Annotated in this window: 9 protein-coding genes; 1 reads left to right on the forward strand and 8 read right to left on the reverse strand. The window is 50.9% G+C overall.

The features are described from left to right. Nucleotides 1-29: 29 nt before the first annotated feature. The 8 genes from menA to QZ327_RS03725 all read right to left on the reverse strand — a co-directional run bounded on the left by menA (nt 30) and on the right by QZ327_RS03725 (nt 13,501). A complete protein-coding gene (gene menA / locus QZ327_RS03690) occupies nt 30-941 on the reverse strand; it encodes a 1,4-dihydroxy-2-naphthoate octaprenyltransferase (protein WP_294617215.1) in 912 nt (303 codons plus the stop codon). A 78-nt stretch (nt 942-1,019) separates the two neighbouring features. Continuing rightward, nucleotides 1,020-2,627 carry a PCMD domain-containing protein gene (locus QZ327_RS03695; protein ID WP_294617217.1) on the reverse strand — a complete coding sequence of 536 codons (1,608 nt, stop codon included), beginning with the start codon at nt 2,625-2,627 and terminating at the stop codon, nt 1,020-1,022. Nucleotides 2,628-2,629: 2 nt separating this feature from the next. After that, on the reverse strand, nt 2,630-3,445 hold the full coding sequence (locus QZ327_RS03700; protein ID WP_294617218.1) for a hypothetical protein: 816 nt from the start codon (nt 3,443-3,445) through the stop codon (nt 2,630-2,632). A 26-nt stretch (nt 3,446-3,471) separates the two neighbouring features. Next, nucleotides 3,472-4,209, reverse strand: coding sequence for a hypothetical protein (locus QZ327_RS03705; protein WP_294617219.1), 738 nt, complete (start codon nt 4,207-4,209; stop codon nt 3,472-3,474). Continuing rightward, complete coding sequence (locus QZ327_RS03710) at nt 4,202-6,418, reverse strand: DUF4493 domain-containing protein (RefSeq protein WP_294617222.1); 2,217 nt, start codon at nt 6,416-6,418, stop codon at nt 4,202-4,204. The genes QZ327_RS03705 and QZ327_RS03710 overlap by 8 nt, the downstream gene beginning before the upstream one ends. A gap of 6 nt (nt 6,419-6,424) precedes the next feature. Next, nucleotides 6,425-7,672, reverse strand: coding sequence for a DUF4493 domain-containing protein (locus tag QZ327_RS03715; protein ID WP_294617224.1), 1,248 nt, complete (start codon nt 7,670-7,672; stop codon nt 6,425-6,427). A gap of 10 nt (nt 7,673-7,682) precedes the next feature. Beyond that, on the reverse strand, nt 7,683-10,340 hold the full coding sequence (locus QZ327_RS03720) for a DUF4493 domain-containing protein (protein WP_294617226.1): 2,658 nt from the start codon (nt 10,338-10,340) through the stop codon (nt 7,683-7,685). Nucleotides 10,341-10,531: 191 nt separating this feature from the next. Continuing rightward, nucleotides 10,532-13,501 (reverse strand): PEP/pyruvate-binding domain-containing protein, encoded by a 2,970-nt coding sequence (locus QZ327_RS03725; RefSeq protein ID WP_294617228.1) that lies wholly within the window; start codon nt 13,499-13,501, stop codon nt 10,532-10,534. Between the two features lie 508 nt (nt 13,502-14,009). Between QZ327_RS03725 and gdhA the strand changes: the two genes are divergently transcribed. After that, complete coding sequence (gdhA, locus tag QZ327_RS03730; RefSeq protein WP_294617229.1) at nt 14,010-15,347, forward strand: NADP-specific glutamate dehydrogenase; 1,338 nt, start codon at nt 14,010-14,012, stop codon at nt 15,345-15,347. Nucleotides 15,348-15,448 lie beyond the last annotated feature (101 nt).

A 15,448-nucleotide genomic window follows, 5' to 3' on the forward strand; every position in this document is an offset into this window, starting at 1 on the left:
AGAAAATTTAAACAGACTCTTGTCCTCTTTTATAGCATAAGCGCAACGCTTAGCAGAACCCCGAACAACAGCATATTACGTGAAGTCTCACCTAATATGCTGTTTAATTTTTTACCGCTTCGGATTGCCGCCATCTTGCGCCACGTCAGTACGTGCAGGCATAGATAAATGCAGGGCGCCCACATAAATGCAAGCGGTTCTGCCTTGCCGGTACAGACGAACCACAGGCAGAGCAAGGCTGCCGCCGTCCCCAATCCCAAGTACAGATAGCGCCCGAAAGGTTCGCCGAAGCGTACTACCAGCGTGCGCTTGCCGCTGACGGCATCCTGCTCCCGGTCGCGGTAGTTGTTTACAACCAACAGGGTGTCTATCACCAGCCCGCAGACAAGCGAGGCTACCCATACATCAGGTGTAAGGGTATTTGCCTGCACATAGTAGGTGCCGCCTACGGGGACAAAGCCGAAGAAAACCAGCACGAGCAAATCTCCCCAACCTTTGTAAGAGAGGACGGTGGTGTATAAGAATGCGAATATCACGCAGAACAATCCCGTCAGCACCAGTTCCCCGCCACCATAAGGCAGTTGCCCCCAGCAGTGCTGCAACAGCGCGTAGCCTGCCAGGCAGGCGAACACGAGCATCGTTGCTATGCCCCGTCTCATGGCGTGGGGGGTAATCCAGCCTTGTGCGCAGGCACGTTCGGGACCAAGGCGGTCTGTGCGGTCGCTGCCTTTCAGATAGTCGTAGAGGTCGTTGATGAAGTTGGCGCTGATTTGCATGCCGCAAGCAAACAGCGCACAATACAGTGCCGGTATGCTGTCGAAACTCCCGTCGGCGTATGCCAGTGCGGAACCTATCAATACGGGGATGACCGCTCCCGTCAGTGTCTTGGGGCGGGCGGCAAGTATCCATGCGTGGAGCGAATTGGTGGTTATTGCTTTCATATCCTGTTTTTAAAAACGATGCGGCAAAGATAATTAAATGATTTCTTTCCTCTAACTTCCGGCAGGTTGGCGGCTGCTTTAATAGTCATACTCCAGGCTGAAGTCGTCTACATAAAGCAGAGCCCCCGGTCCGCCCACAAAGTAATCGCCGAATTTGCTGGCAGAGCACACCAGGACTAAATACGTAGGTACTCTCTTTGTGTCCCGGTAATCCAAAGTCAGCTCAAAGGATTTGTATTCCGTCACTGTCTCACCGCTGGAAAATTCGGCGTAAGCGATGACGTGCGGGTCGTTTTTATTGAAAACGGACAGGTCGGAGGGTTTGGTACGTATCTCGAAAGGTTCCGTCCAGTCGGTCAGTGCTATATAGATGGCACAGGTATCCGGTTTCTCCTTAAGGTGTTCGTATCCCGCAGATACGTAAGATATCGGAGCGGTGGAATACTTGTAGTGTCCCTTCAGTTTGGTCGGGCGGGCTGTGAAAGGCCGTCCGAAGTTAAGCACTCCATTCGTGCCGTCCGTCCGGATGTATTCGCCCACAAACAGGTTGCCGGCGGCGAACTTGCCGATGTTGCCCAACCCTATGAATTTCGATTCGAGCCGGGCTGCCTTTCCTTTTCCGTTCCATGTATCGTCGGTAGGCTGGCTGTTGCTTTCGCCCATCGTAGTGGCACCTTTGTTGCCCGTATCCCATATAGGGGTGCCCGTTTCGCTCCAGGGGTTCCATACCTTTTCCACCTGGTGCCATTCGTCGAAGGTGCCGCCCGGAAGCACGACGGGGCTGCCTGTTGTGAAGGATACTTCTTCGCCGTAATCGTTGCCGGAATAAGCCCGGTAGATGTAGGTCGTGTTGGCTTTCAATCCGGAGAGACGTGCCGTCAGCTCACCGCTATCGTCCGTTATGTCTTCTTGGGGCACTGTTGTCCAGTCGGCGTCATCCGTCTGCTTGTATTCGAAACCGTTGGTGGTACTTTCCTCGCCGCTGCCATGCAGCCATGCCACGTTGACCCATGCGTCGGCTTCGCCGGTTGCCACGTTCTTGTCGCTTCTGGATATGGCGATGATCCATCGCTCCTCAATGTCGTGATAACGGACTATCACCGTTTTGGGCAGCGAGAAATCGAGCGGCGTATTTAGGGGGACGTCTGTCTCCGCCCCTGAAGCATCCACCAGTTTCTGGGTAGAGATGCCTTCCGGACCTAATTTGATGTCTGATATGCAGACGCTTTTCTGGCTTGCTGTTTTCGAAACTTCGGCGGTGATTTGGTGCGTTATGGTGTTGATTTGGGGCTTGCCGAACTGGTTTTTAATCGTTAGTTTCCGTTGGATGGTCTGGCTTGCCAGAATGGTCCATTCATAATCCTGGTATAAAGACAGGGTATATTTCTTTGGCGAAGAGAGGTCTATCACGGCTTCGGGCATCAAGGGAGACTCAGCCCCTTCGGTCACCGTACATTGCTTGATTGTCACCTTTTTCAGGTCGACGGTCTCTGCCAGCGGGACGGTCACTGTGCGGGTAGCCTTGTCGATAATGGCATTGCCCTCTTGCCCTTCGACTTCAAATTCCAGGATTTGAAGCGGGATGACCGGATACGGAATGTCATTGCTGATGCACGAAACATTGACTTGCATATAGGAAAGAAGGCAAATCAACACGAGACCGATGGTAGTAAATCTTTTTTTCATAATTATATATACGCTACAATGCCTATGCTGATATTCAGTAAGTTGATTTTAAAGTTCGCTCCGCTCGATTTTCTCCAGCCGGAACTCTCTCCGTTAGTGGTTTGTTTCTCTTCCCGGTACTTGAAACCGACCACGCCGAACGAAAGTTCCGCGCTGACGTTCTCCATGATAAATACCGTGGCTCCCGGGTTTAACCCGATGTGCACTTCCCGGATGTGGGTCCGGGTGTCTTTCAGGTTCTCCTCGCTGCCGCGTATGTAGCGCGAGTTGCCTGTATTGAACGAGAGGGAGGTCTCGTTGAACAACCCGAAGCGTTTTCCCCTGTCCAGCCCTACGTAGGAGCGATGGAAAATCGTAGTGCTTAGCAGGTGCTCGTCGAAGGACATGTTTTTGAGCGAGAAACTCATGTCCTCGTCTATGTCCAGGCTTATGTTTCCTAAGTTGGCGTATACGTTATGGTATCCGAACTTGACGCCGATGCAGACATTGTCTTTGATGAGGTATCCCACAAAGGGGTTGATGGTAAACAGCTTTGCCTTGCAGTCGAAATCTTTCAGCAATGAGAGGAACTGGGTGTCTTCGCTGTCGTATCCGGCGTATGATACGGTCAGCCCCGTCATCCACGTCTTTTTTTTGATAAATAGATGATTGACGATTCCCCGGTCAAATCTTCCTATGATTCTCTTTTCGGGGATGGTATCCGACACGGCTGCCGCTTTATCCTTCCGCACTGTTGTCAAGGTGTCGGTCTGGGCGCACAGCGGAAAAGAAAGGCAGAGCAGGCAAGCGCAGCACACTGTTTTTATATAGGTATTCATTGGTTGTATGCTTATAAGTTGTGTTCTTATAAATAGAAAGCAATCCCCATTCCGATGGAGAATATGTTGATTCTGAAATTGATGGAGCTGGAAGATTGGTTGGCGATGTGTATCTGGTCGGTTACCTGGCGGGTATGGCCGTAGTTGAGGCCCAATACGCCTACGTTCACTTCTACTGCCGTATAGTTGTTGATGAAGGCAACCATTCCCGGCGCCACTCCCAGCTCCACGCCGAACTTCTTGCTGAACGTACCCGTCAGGTCGTCTCCTTTGCCGTTGACGAACTTGGACTGTCCGCCTTCGAACATCAACTGGGTTTCGGCAAACAGTGCGAACCGTTTGCTGCTTCCCAGGCTGATGTAGTTTCTGAACATCGCCATACCGGAATAGCTGTGGCTCAATGAATATACGTCATTTAGGTTGAAACTCAAATCTTCGCCCAACTCTAGGTCCATCCGGTTTATTTTGCTCAGCGAGCGCTTATAGCCGAAGCGTCCTCCCGCCGCTATGTTCTCTGCAAAGGCATAGCAGAGCAGGGGGCTGATTTTGAATGTATAGTCTTCTCCCGATACGGACTCTATGATAAGGAAGTTGTAGTCTTTCTGTTCGGACTGTGAATAGGAAATTGAACTACCCACGATCCATTGGCCTTTGGGTATGAACTTTTGCATGGTTATGTTCCTCATCCCCTGCGCACTCGCGTTTGCGGCAATGCTATAAAGCAGGCAGATGAGGAGCATAAATCTTGTTACGGTGTTATTCATTGTCGTAAATCAGTTCTAAATCGTCTAACCATAGTGTGCTGCCGGTGCCTCCGGTAAAGTAGTCGCCATACCGGCTGGAGGTGGCAACCACCATGATGTATTTGGCTTTGCGTCTGGTGTCTCTGTACTTCAACTCTATTTCGAAGGGTATCATCTCGCCGTCTTCCGGTGTTTGCGTAAAGATGATTTCCTCGTAGGCAATGACGTTTACGCCCGTCCTGTCGAAGAACTTTTTGGCGGAAGTGTCTACCAGGAACGGGACGTTGCTGTCGTCGGTGGCTTCTACAGGCCAGTCGCCGATAGCTACATAGAGGTATCCGGTGTCCGGTTCCCCTTTGCTCACATAGTCCAATTCGGAATAGTTGATGGTGGAGGAGGTGTATTTGAAGTATCCTTTCAGCTTGTTGGGGCGTGCGGCATGCGGACGACCGAAGCCGATTTGCGCGCCGCTTGTTCCGTTGGTTTTTACATACCTGCCTACGAAAGCGTTGCCTGCGGCGAATTTTCCGATAGAGCCTAAGCCTACAAAGGCGGATGTCATTTTGACGGAGCGTGTTCCCGTGCTTCCGGGAGCCGTTACCGATTCGTCGTATACGGTGACACTGGCATCGCTGGACAGGGTGGTCGACCCCCAGTTACCGCTATCCCAATACATTTCATCGCCGTTGCCGTACAACAGCCACGGCTTGCCGGGTTTGGACCACTCTTCAAAGCCGCCGTTCTTTAACGGGATGGCACGTTCGGTGGTGAATGTATAGGTTGGCGATTCGTTTTCCTGCCCCGAACACCATGCACGGTATTCGTAAGTCGTGCCGGGAAGGAGTCCGGTTATCACTGTCGACATCCGGCTGGCGTTGTCTTCTTCGATAGCGGCAACTGCCTTGCTCCATTCGTCGTTGCTGCCTGCCACCCGGTATTCAAATCCCAGTTCTTTGCTTACGGCTGCCTCGTATGCCGCTTGGTTTACGTTCGCTTTTACGGTGGCTTTGTGTGCCCATACGTCGTAGTCGTTTACCAGTTCGGTAGTGACGATGGCATCGGATACCAGGATGCGCAGATAGGCGGTACGGAACTTTCCTTTGGCATCCGTCGCCTTTATTTCGACTGAATAGTCGCCCCCTTTGTCTTCATCGTCTGTCTTTTCGGCAAAAGCTTTGAAGAAAGCGGCTTTGAAGGTCATCTTTACAATGGAGTTGGTGGTTGCTTCGTCATAATAATTGTCGAAAGCCACTTTGTCCTTGATGGTTTCCTTTACGTTGTCAGCCATTGTCAATACATCAATGGTCTCCGATTTCAGACCTACTTTGGTGGTAAATTCCGGGCAGGAGAGTGTCAGGCTCTTCAGTTCCGATGTGGTGAGCACAAACAGGTCCACGTCTTTGCCTTGGTCGTTAAGTGCAAAGTTCACGGGGTCGCTCAACGAATGGAAGGCGCCGTTCTCGTACCGTTCGATGCGGGGGGCTTGGCTGATGCCTTCATCATACACCTCCGGCATCGGTTCTTCGGCCACGTTGATGGTAATGACCATGCCGCCGTCCTGCGGGTCCAGTTCCTTGTAATCGAAAGTCAGCGTATATTTGGTGGATGCTTTTACATCCGTCAGCATTCCGGTTTTGGTGTGGGAGACATCGTCCGTGGTGACGGCCTCTATGTTCCAGTCCAGTTCGGTTTCTCCCGTGGGGAGCATGTAGTATCCGGTGAGGTGGGGCATGGCTTTGTCGAACACCAAAGAGCCTCTGGACATGGAGACGGTTACTTTGCCGTCCTTGAATTTGCGGGCGGCTTCTTCGGTGTAGGCAACCACTACCACCGTATTCTGCACATAGAGCGGCAGGGTGATGGGAGTCGTTTCATTCCGTCTGATTTCAAACTGCTCCGAACCGCTGTAATACGGGGCGTCGAACGCTGCATCCACTTTGGTTCCGGCGGTGGCACTGACCGTGTACATGCCTGTTACAAGTTCCATCCTTGCGGGCACGGCACTGACACCCGCGTATTCTCGCAGCAATTTGCCATCGCCATTCCGCAGTTTGATGATGCAACTGTTGTCCAATTCATCCTGTGTGGGCAAGGCGCGTACGGCGGCAGGAATGCTTGCACCTATCCGGACCGACAGGTCCAGTATCCCGCTGCCGCTCAAATCCTCTTTTGTACAGGAGGAAAGGCAGCACAGGGCGGATAACAGGATATATGAAAATCGTTTCTTCATGGTTCTTTATTTGCCTGTGATTAACGTCAATACTTCTTCGGCAGCTACATTGTTCTGGTCTGTTGCCTTGATGATGAAGTTGTGCGTGCCGGCGCCCAATATGTTGAGCAAAGGAATGAAATTCGTGATGTTGAATTCCAATGATTTCTGCCCGATGACCTGATTGGAGACAGGGAATTTCAGCCCGTTCTCGCCCAACGCGTTTTCCAGTTCGCCGGGGTATGCAAGGTCGAAAGATTTCTTGAGGCCGACAGCCGCCAGTTCGTCTTCGGTAAGCACTTCGGAGTCGATGGTTACTTCCAGGTGTGCCAGGCGGTTGGAAGCGGTGATGTCTACAATGCAGGTCATTACTCCGTCGGCAGGCACAGTCTGTGTTTCTTTGATGTTGAAGCCGCGTCCCACCACGGTCGGTTGGGTTTTGTCTTCCCCTTCACCGCCCTCTTCCTCTTCCGGTATGATTTCCTCTATCATGGCGATGTTATAGTGTTTGTCGATGCTGATTACGCTCAGGTCTACCGCCATCTTAAGGGATACCAGACCGGAATCCTCGATGACATCGTCGCTTACGTTTTTCAGCGTGAAGTTGATGGTCACCGCCTTGCCGGATGTGGTGGAATAGGTCTTGGTGAAGTTTTCTTTGTAGTTGTCCACCGTTCCGTCGAACAATACGTACACCACAGTTATGTCTCCTTCCGTGGGGGCAAAGTAGACCGGATTGTTGATGGCTTCTTCGATGTCGGAGTACTCTTGCCTTTCTTGTCCCACCACTACGGTCACCGTAACGTCTGTTCCTAAGAACTTCTTGAGTGCCTCGTCAAAACTGATCATCACCTTGATGTTCTTCATTTCGCAGACGATGGGAGTCACTTCCGTAACAACGCCGGGAATAATGCTGAATACCTCGGAAGTTCCCTCGAAGTAGGCTTTGGTGTCTTTGGGCTTTAGCTGGTGCGACATCACTTTGAGGTAGTACTTGCCGGATAGCACGGACACCAAGTCGGGCATCTCTTTATAAATCCATGACTCTACCAAAGTGTGGTCTTCCTTGTATAAGGATACGATGTACTCTTCCGTATTGGCGGCGGCACGCGTGTCCGGCGCTTCGGTGACCTGTACGTTTATGCAGTTCTTCAGATTTACGCTCACCATTTGAGGCTCGCCGTTTCCTGTGGCATATTCTACTTTCTCGCGGTCGCATCCCGTAAGTCCGGTGAGAACGGCGCATAAATAAAAGAGGTAGTATAGCTTTTTCATATTTATGTCTTTAATAGATTAATTCAATATCATCAATGTATAGCTCGGAGCCTGTTACGCAGGCTTGCGCTATACTGTTAGGATTGGTGACAAGAGGATTGTTAATGTCCTCTCCGCTTGTCAGCCACTCTTTTCCGCCTATGGAAGAACAGAACATGACACAGATGGTGTCGGGTTTTTCGCATCCGGCGGATGGATAGGGAATGTCGAGTGTCTTGGTCAACACGTTGTCCGTCTTCTCCAAATCCAGTTCTATAAATTCCTTATTGTCTCTCAGTATGCTCTTGGTTCCCTTTCGCAGCATAATCCTTACATATCCTTTGTCTTCCTGTGTACTTCCTACTCTCGCTTTGGGTATATATTTATATTTGAATTGCAGTCGGCTGGGACGGGTGTTGAAAGCATACCCTTCTGTAGGAATGTCCGTTCCATTTTCATAAGAATAACTACCTAAAAACAGTCTGCCGGCTGAACGATTAAGTTCTATACCGGGAGAATTTAGTTTATCAAAACCGGGGAAACTCTCATAAGAGTTGGCACTCGAAATAGCAGTACCTATTCTTCCGATAGGACTTATGGGAGTTCCATTATCATTCCAACTTACATTTTGTAACATAACGCAAGTACTTGTTAGAGTTGATTGGTTTGTTGAAGGGACAACGTACCATGTATTACTTGTTGCAGGAGAGGTAGGCATTGTCTTGCTATTGACAGTACACCAACCTTTTGGCTCTTTTATGTACAATGTTGTACTCTCGTATGTTTCTTTGGTTGTCCATGCACCATTTCCCCAAGAAAGTCCTCCTGTTCTTCGTGCCCAAGGTCCGCCCTTATTGATAGACTGTCCATCATAAGGTCCGGAAACCCATTCTCCTTCAAAGTCATGATTAGGCAACTGTTCAGGAACCTCGGTATCCAAATGATAAGTTACTTGATTGGTAACTTCGCCGCCTTCATTGCAAATACCTACGATGTCATATCCTGTTCCGGGCTGTAGTTCCGTCCACAAATAAGTATTCTCCTTTTGAGTCGTTTCTATTTCCGAACCATTATAGGTAAGTTTCAAGTATTTCAATACGGCATTCAGTTTTTCTGGCGTATCCGCTGTTACCTGCATCGTTGCTTTGCGCGCCCAAATATCCGCCTCATCCGCCGTAATCGAGAACTCAGGAATATAATAGCCCAAAGTCTGCTCTTCGGACACCTTGCTTCCGTATCTGGCGCGTATTGCCAGGTTTCTGTGCACTTCCGGCAATCCCTTTATCTTGGCGGTATGGTTCTTGATATCTTCCGCATTGTCGCTTACCCATTCGGTGGTGGCTTTTATCCATTCGCCCGCTTCATCCTTGTATTCAAAAACAACGTTGTTCACATCCTGCTCTCCGGTGTCGCCGGATGTCAGCAGGTTGACTTCCGCCTCGGCTTCGGTGCTGCCAATCATTACCGTTTTGGTTATGGCAGGAAGCGAGAACTGGTTGCTTTGCAAGGTCGTGGTAAAGGAGAGCTCTTTTTCCTGCACCACTCCCCGGTTGTCTACAGCGCGCAGGGTGAATGTGCTGGATTCATCGGTGCTGCCTGTACAAACCATGTTCATCACCAGCTGGGTGAAGTCTATCAGTGCCAGCCGCTCTATGTTGTCTTCCAGGCCGAGCAGGCGCAGGCCTTTGTCCACCACTTTCCGCTTCATGGCTATGGCGGCATCGGTGGTGGGCACAAGCTTCACCACACCGTCTATACCTATGGCCTCGGAGTTGAGATAAGGGGACTGTATGAGCAAGTCGCACTCTCTGATGCCCGCACGGGCATTCAGGGTGACTTTCATTGACGCCGGTTGCGAACCTTCGCGCAAGGTGATGTTGGTGCCGTCGTCAAAGCCTTGTGCGGTAAATTCCGGAGCCTTCAGGTTGAGCGAGGCGTCCGAGAGGTCGATTTGTACCTCTTCTTCGGATTGGACGGTATTGTAAGTGACAGACAATGTGCCCCCGCCTGTGTTGCCATCGTTTACATCCACATGGATAATGTAATGCTGGCGTGGCTGTGTCTCATCGATTTCCATCAGCCTTAAGGTCTGGCTTACTCCGTTTTGTTTTTTCATTTTAGCCTCTAATTGCAGGCTGCCCGGCATTAAATACACGGGGCGGCGTTCGTCTTTGGCGATGTCGATGGTAGTGCCGCTGCCCGAACGGACCTGCATGTCGAAAGTGGAGAAGTACGTCAACACTGCTTCGGAGCAGATTACGGTGAGTTGCACGTTGGCTATGTAGCAAGTGATTTCGGCAGACGTGTTTTGGTTCTCCAGTATCTGTATGCCTGTGCTCCCTTCGTAGTAGGGGGCATCGAACCCCTCTTGCTTTTCGTCTCCGTAATATGCCTTCAGCGTATAGTTGCCGATGGCTATTTTCTCTTCATCTTTGAAGTCTGCATACGAATCCCATTGCTTCACCTCGGCTTTTTCATCGGATAGTGACAGGGCGAATGCCGAGACATCCGGAACGTTTCCGGCGCGGGTGGCGGGGGAATTGCCCATTTCTATCATGCTTGGGTCGGCGGACAGCCGTATGTTCATTGTGCCGTAGCCGGTGGAATGCTTTTCATCTTGTACGCACCCCGCGAACAGGATACAGAATGTGGCAAGCAAGGTCAGAGTAGTTGCTTTACGTTTGTCCATTGGCAGTGTTTAATTTATGTTTTTTTACCTGTTGACATTCGAAACTGACTGCAAAAATATGTTTTTTTGACGATAAAATAGGGTTATAATGAGCAATTTAACAGTATAAAATGAAAAATGGAACATGATTTGTTCCATTTTCCTGTAAAAAGGCTTATTGTATGTATGCTTCTCTTAAGGGTATCCAAGTGTCAGGATTCGGGCAGCAACACCACTCCCTGTTTCTTTTTTCCGTCCATTTTGGCTGTTATCGGATGTTCGAAACGGACGTGGCGCAGGTATTTGGTTTCATGTACGGCAGGCTGTGCGTTCAGGAAGTCCTGGTTGTAGACGCCATCGTTCATAAACGCGTTGATGGTGAAATAACCTACGCCGAAAGAGGTCAGGTTCTGGAAGAAGTGCGTTCCCTGGCTGGGGTCGACACGGTAGTTCGTCAGCCCGGCTTCCACAATGATGCGTGCCGCGCTGATATGGGGCCATTTCACGGGGATGCCGAGCCATGTGTCGCTGCTTCCCCAACGTCCCGGACCTATCAGGACATAGTTCTTGCCTTCATTCAGGAACTGCTGGTTCAGTTTCTCTATCTCCCAGGCGATTTCCTGGTTGTGGGAGGCGCTGTACTCGTCGGTCTTTACATAGATGACGTCTTGCAACTCGTTCATTATGCCATGTCCTAACGAGTTGTTGGAGCGGAGCAGCAGGTTTTCATCGGGAATGGCGGTAAGGTCTTCATCGAGCATCTCCTTGCTGTCTACAATCGGACGGATTTGCAACAGGTAGAACGTGCCGGTCTTGTCTTTTTCGCGGCTCATGGTGGCTGCAAATTCTATTTCCACGGGACGGCGCATCTCTTGCTGTCCGTATTTCAGCGCCAGTTGCAGGATGCGGGGCAGGGGGAAGACGTCGTGTTGCAGGATATTGGCAAAGGTGATGACCTTGCGCCCGCCCGGATAGAGCCCGTCACGTATAATCTGGTCGTAGGGGTCGTAGGTGGATGCTATGTAATTGAGCGCACCGTCTTTCTCCGCTTCTTTCACATGCAGTTTCAGCAGGTTGAAGCCGTCGTCGATGGAGAAGTCTTGCCCGGCATTGCGCAGGTCGAGCGCATAGAACCGTGTCTGGGTCTCTTTCAGCGCAATCTCCATCTCGCTGGTTTGCAGCACCTGGTTGGGGTGGTAGGGAGAGAAGCGGAGCGTCATGCCGCCGTCTACGATGTATTTTCCCAGCCCGAGTGCAAGGTTGACGATGCCCTCTTCCGCCTTCTCGTCTCCGAGCGGGTAGTAGTTGAGCGAGCGCGCCACGCCCGACATGGAGGGGTAATAGCGGTCGCCATACTGGTTGCCCACCACTTCCTGCAGGATTACCGCCATTTTCTCCTGGTCGATGACATTGCTTGTTGCCTGCATATAAGCCTTCGAGTCGCGGAAATAGACAGAGGCATAAACTCCTTTGATGGCATCGCTGAGCATGCGGAGCATTTCGTATTTGTCGTCCAGGTAAGGAATCATATACGTATTGTATATGCCGGCGAAAGGCTGGTAATGCGAGTCTTCCAGCAGTGAGGAGGAGCGGATGGCGATGGGCGACTTCACCACGTCGAAGAACGTGAAAAAGTCCTCGACCAGGCGGTCGGGCAGTTTGGCTTTCAGGAAGTAGCGCAGGATTACGTCATCAGCCGCATCGGACAGGGCTATCTGATACAGGTTGTTGCTCTCCATGAACTCGTCGAATACGTCCGTGCAGAGTACCACCGTCTTGGGAATGGCGACACGGGCGTTCTCGAACTCCTCGAACTCGGGATGGTGCTTCACCATGTTGTCGATGAATGCCAGGCCGCGCCCCTTGCCGCCCAGCGAACCGTCGCCGATGCGGGCGAAATTCGAGTAGCGGTCGAAGCGGTCGCGCTTGAATACGGCGACTACGCCCTGGTTCTTCATCTTGCGGTATTTGACGATCGCCTCGAAGATAATCCTGCGGTGGGCGTCCACATCCTGCAGACTGTTCCACGTGATGGGTTTCAAAAATTCGCCGATGGGAAACATGGCGCGCGAATAGAGCCAGCGGCTCACGTGGTTGCGGCTGATGTGGTAGAGGAACGACTCTGCCGGAACGGCAAAAAGGATGTTCTGAAGTTCTTTCAGGTTCTTGACGCGTGCAATCTCCTCCAGCGTGTCGGGATTGCGGAAGATGAAGTCGCCGAAACCGAAGTTGTCCGACACGATGCGGCGCAGGTCCACATCCATCTTCTTGGAGTTCTTGTCGATGAAAGCCGCGTCGTATTTGGCGGCGTACGACACGTTCTCCGATTCGGAAGATTGTATGATTAACGGGACGAACGGGTCCTCCTTGCGTATGGCGGCACATAGCTTGATGCCCGCAAGCGCATCCTTTTCGCCACGCTCCACGCGGGGGAAGCGGACATCCGTGATTACTCCCAGTATGTTGTTCTTGTATTTCTCGTAGATGCCGGTTGCTTCATTATAGGTACGCGCGAGGACTATTTTAGGACGCCCCCTCATGCGCAACGTGCGCTGGTGGGCATTCAGTGCTTCAGTAGAGAACTCCTGGCTCTGCTTCAGCACGAATTTATAGAGGTTGGGCAGGATGGAGGAGTAGAAGCGGATGCCGTCTTCTACCAAAAGGATAATCTGTACGCCCACTTCGCTGACGTCGTGCTCCAGGTTCATCTTGTCCTCTATCAGCTTGATGATAGATACCAGCAGGTCGGTATTGCCCAGCCAACAGAAAATGTAATCGAACGAACTGAGGTCTTCGTTGGCAATGCGTTTGGTGATGCCGTGGCTGAACGGTGTCAGGATTACCATCGGGATATGTTCGTATTGCCCCTTGATGGTGCGTGCCACATCGAACCCTTCGTTGTCTCCCGTTCCCGGCATACATATAATAAGGTCGTACGGCATGGAGGAGAGTTGCGCCAACGCCTCGTCGCAGGTAGATGCCTGTGTGAAGCGCGGCGGGTAGCGCAGGGAGAGCGAGGTGTATTCATTGAAGATTTTCTCGTCGATGCGCCCGTCGTCTTCCAGCATGAAGGCGTCGTAAGGGTTGGCAATCAGAAGCACATTGAAGATACGCCGTGTCATGAGGTTGGCAAATTGCGTATCCTTGAAATACAGTTGGTTCAATTTAAACTTGCTGAGCATCTTTACATAAGATTATGGTTCGGGGGCAAAAATACGAATTTAAATGAAGAATAAAGAATAACGGATTACTTTTCCACGGATGTCGTTGTGTCCTCTTTTTTTATTGCAGGCGCTTGGAATTTGTACGATTCTTCCCACCCCCTTCAGAATACCTTCTGAGAGGGGGTGGAATGAGTCAGGAACTGAATGCCTTTCACTCCCTGACTCAAAGCCTTTCAGTCCCTGACTGAATGGCATTCACTCGGCGAGTGATTGGGCATGCCTTTTGCGGACGGCTTGTTTTTCCTCTGTTTTGTAAGAAAATATGTATGTCCGGCAAGACGGGACAGAGCCAGGCACCGGTCCACACGGTCGATGCGCTTCTGACGTTTTATTATTACTCCATCAAAATATCTCCGTAAAGTTTAGGCGTTTTGAAAACTTTTCCTATATTTGCGGTGTTATTTGTTGACATTTTGTTTGAAACAACAATTAGTTAATGAGGTAATAACCTTTAAAACGTAATATTATGAATATCGAACGTATCATGTCCTCTTTGGAGGCAAAGCATCCCGGCGAGTCTGAATATCTTCAAGCCGTAAAGGAAGTACTTCTTTCTATCGAAGATATCTACAATCAGCATCCTGAGTTCGAGAAAGCGAAAATCATAGAACGGTTGGTGGAACCCGACCGAATTTTTACTTTCCGCGTCACGTGGGTAGACGATAAAGGCGAGGTGCAAACCAATCTCGGCTATCGTGTACAGTTCAACAATGCCATCGGTCCCTACAAAGGCGGTATTCGTTTCCACGCTTCCGTAAACCTCTCTATCTTGAAGTTCTTAGGCTTTGAACAGACTTTCAAAAATGCGTTGACCACGTTGCCTATGGGCGGCGGCAAGGGCGGTTCCGATTTCTCTCCGCGCGGCAAGAGCGATGCGGAAGTGATGCGTTTCTGCCAGGCTTTCATGCTGGAACTGTGGCGCCACCTCGGTCCGGATATGGACGTGCCTGCCGGTGACATCGGCGTGGGCGGTCGCGAAGTAGGTTATATGTTCGGTATGTACAAGAAGCTGACGCGTGAGTTTACGGGAACTTTCACCGGCAAAGGGCTGGAGTTCGGCGGTTCGCTGATACGTCCCGAAGCAACCGGTTTCGGCGGGCTGTATTTCGTAAACCAGATGCTGGAAACCAAAGGCATTGATATCAAGGGCAAGACGGTTGCCATTTCCGGCTTCGGAAATGTGGCTTGGGGTGCGGCTACCAAGGCTACCCAACTTGGCGCGAAGGTCGTCACCATTTCCGGTCCCGATGGTTATATCTACGACCCCAACGGCATCAGTGGCGCGAAGATAGACTATATGCTGGAACTCCGTGCATCGGGCAACGACATCGTGGCTCCGTATGCCGACGAATTCCCCGGCTCTACTTTCGTTCCCGGCAAACGTCCGTGGGAGGTGAAAGCGGATATCGCTTTGCCTTGTGCGACGCAGAATGAACTGAATGGCGAAGATGCACGGCATCTGATTGATAACCAGGTGACTTGTGTAGGCGAAATCTCCAACATGGGATGTACGCCCGAAGCCATCGACCTCTTTATTGAAAACAAGATTATGTATGCACCGGGCAAGGCGGTGAACGCGGGCGGTGTGGCTACCAGCGGCTTGGAAATGTCGCAGAATGCCATGCACCTCAGTTGGAGCGCGGCGGAAGTGGATGAGAAGCTGCACGCCATTATGCACGGCATCCATGCCCAGTGTGTGAAATACGGAACAGAACCTGACGGCTACATCAACTACGTGAAAGGCGCCAATATTGCCGGCTTCATGAAAGTGGCGCATGCCATGATGGGTCAGGGAATTATTTAAGGAAAAACTTTGTTTAGTTGTATTTGTATTTGTGGTTTGTGCCGCCCCTGCCTGTGAAGGTGGGGGCGGCGCGTTTTTTGAATTATGAATTATGAATTTTG

The sequence above is a fragment of the uncultured Bacteroides sp. genome, from assembly GCF_910578895.1.
Lineage (GTDB): Bacteria > Bacteroidota > Bacteroidia > Bacteroidales > Bacteroidaceae > Bacteroides.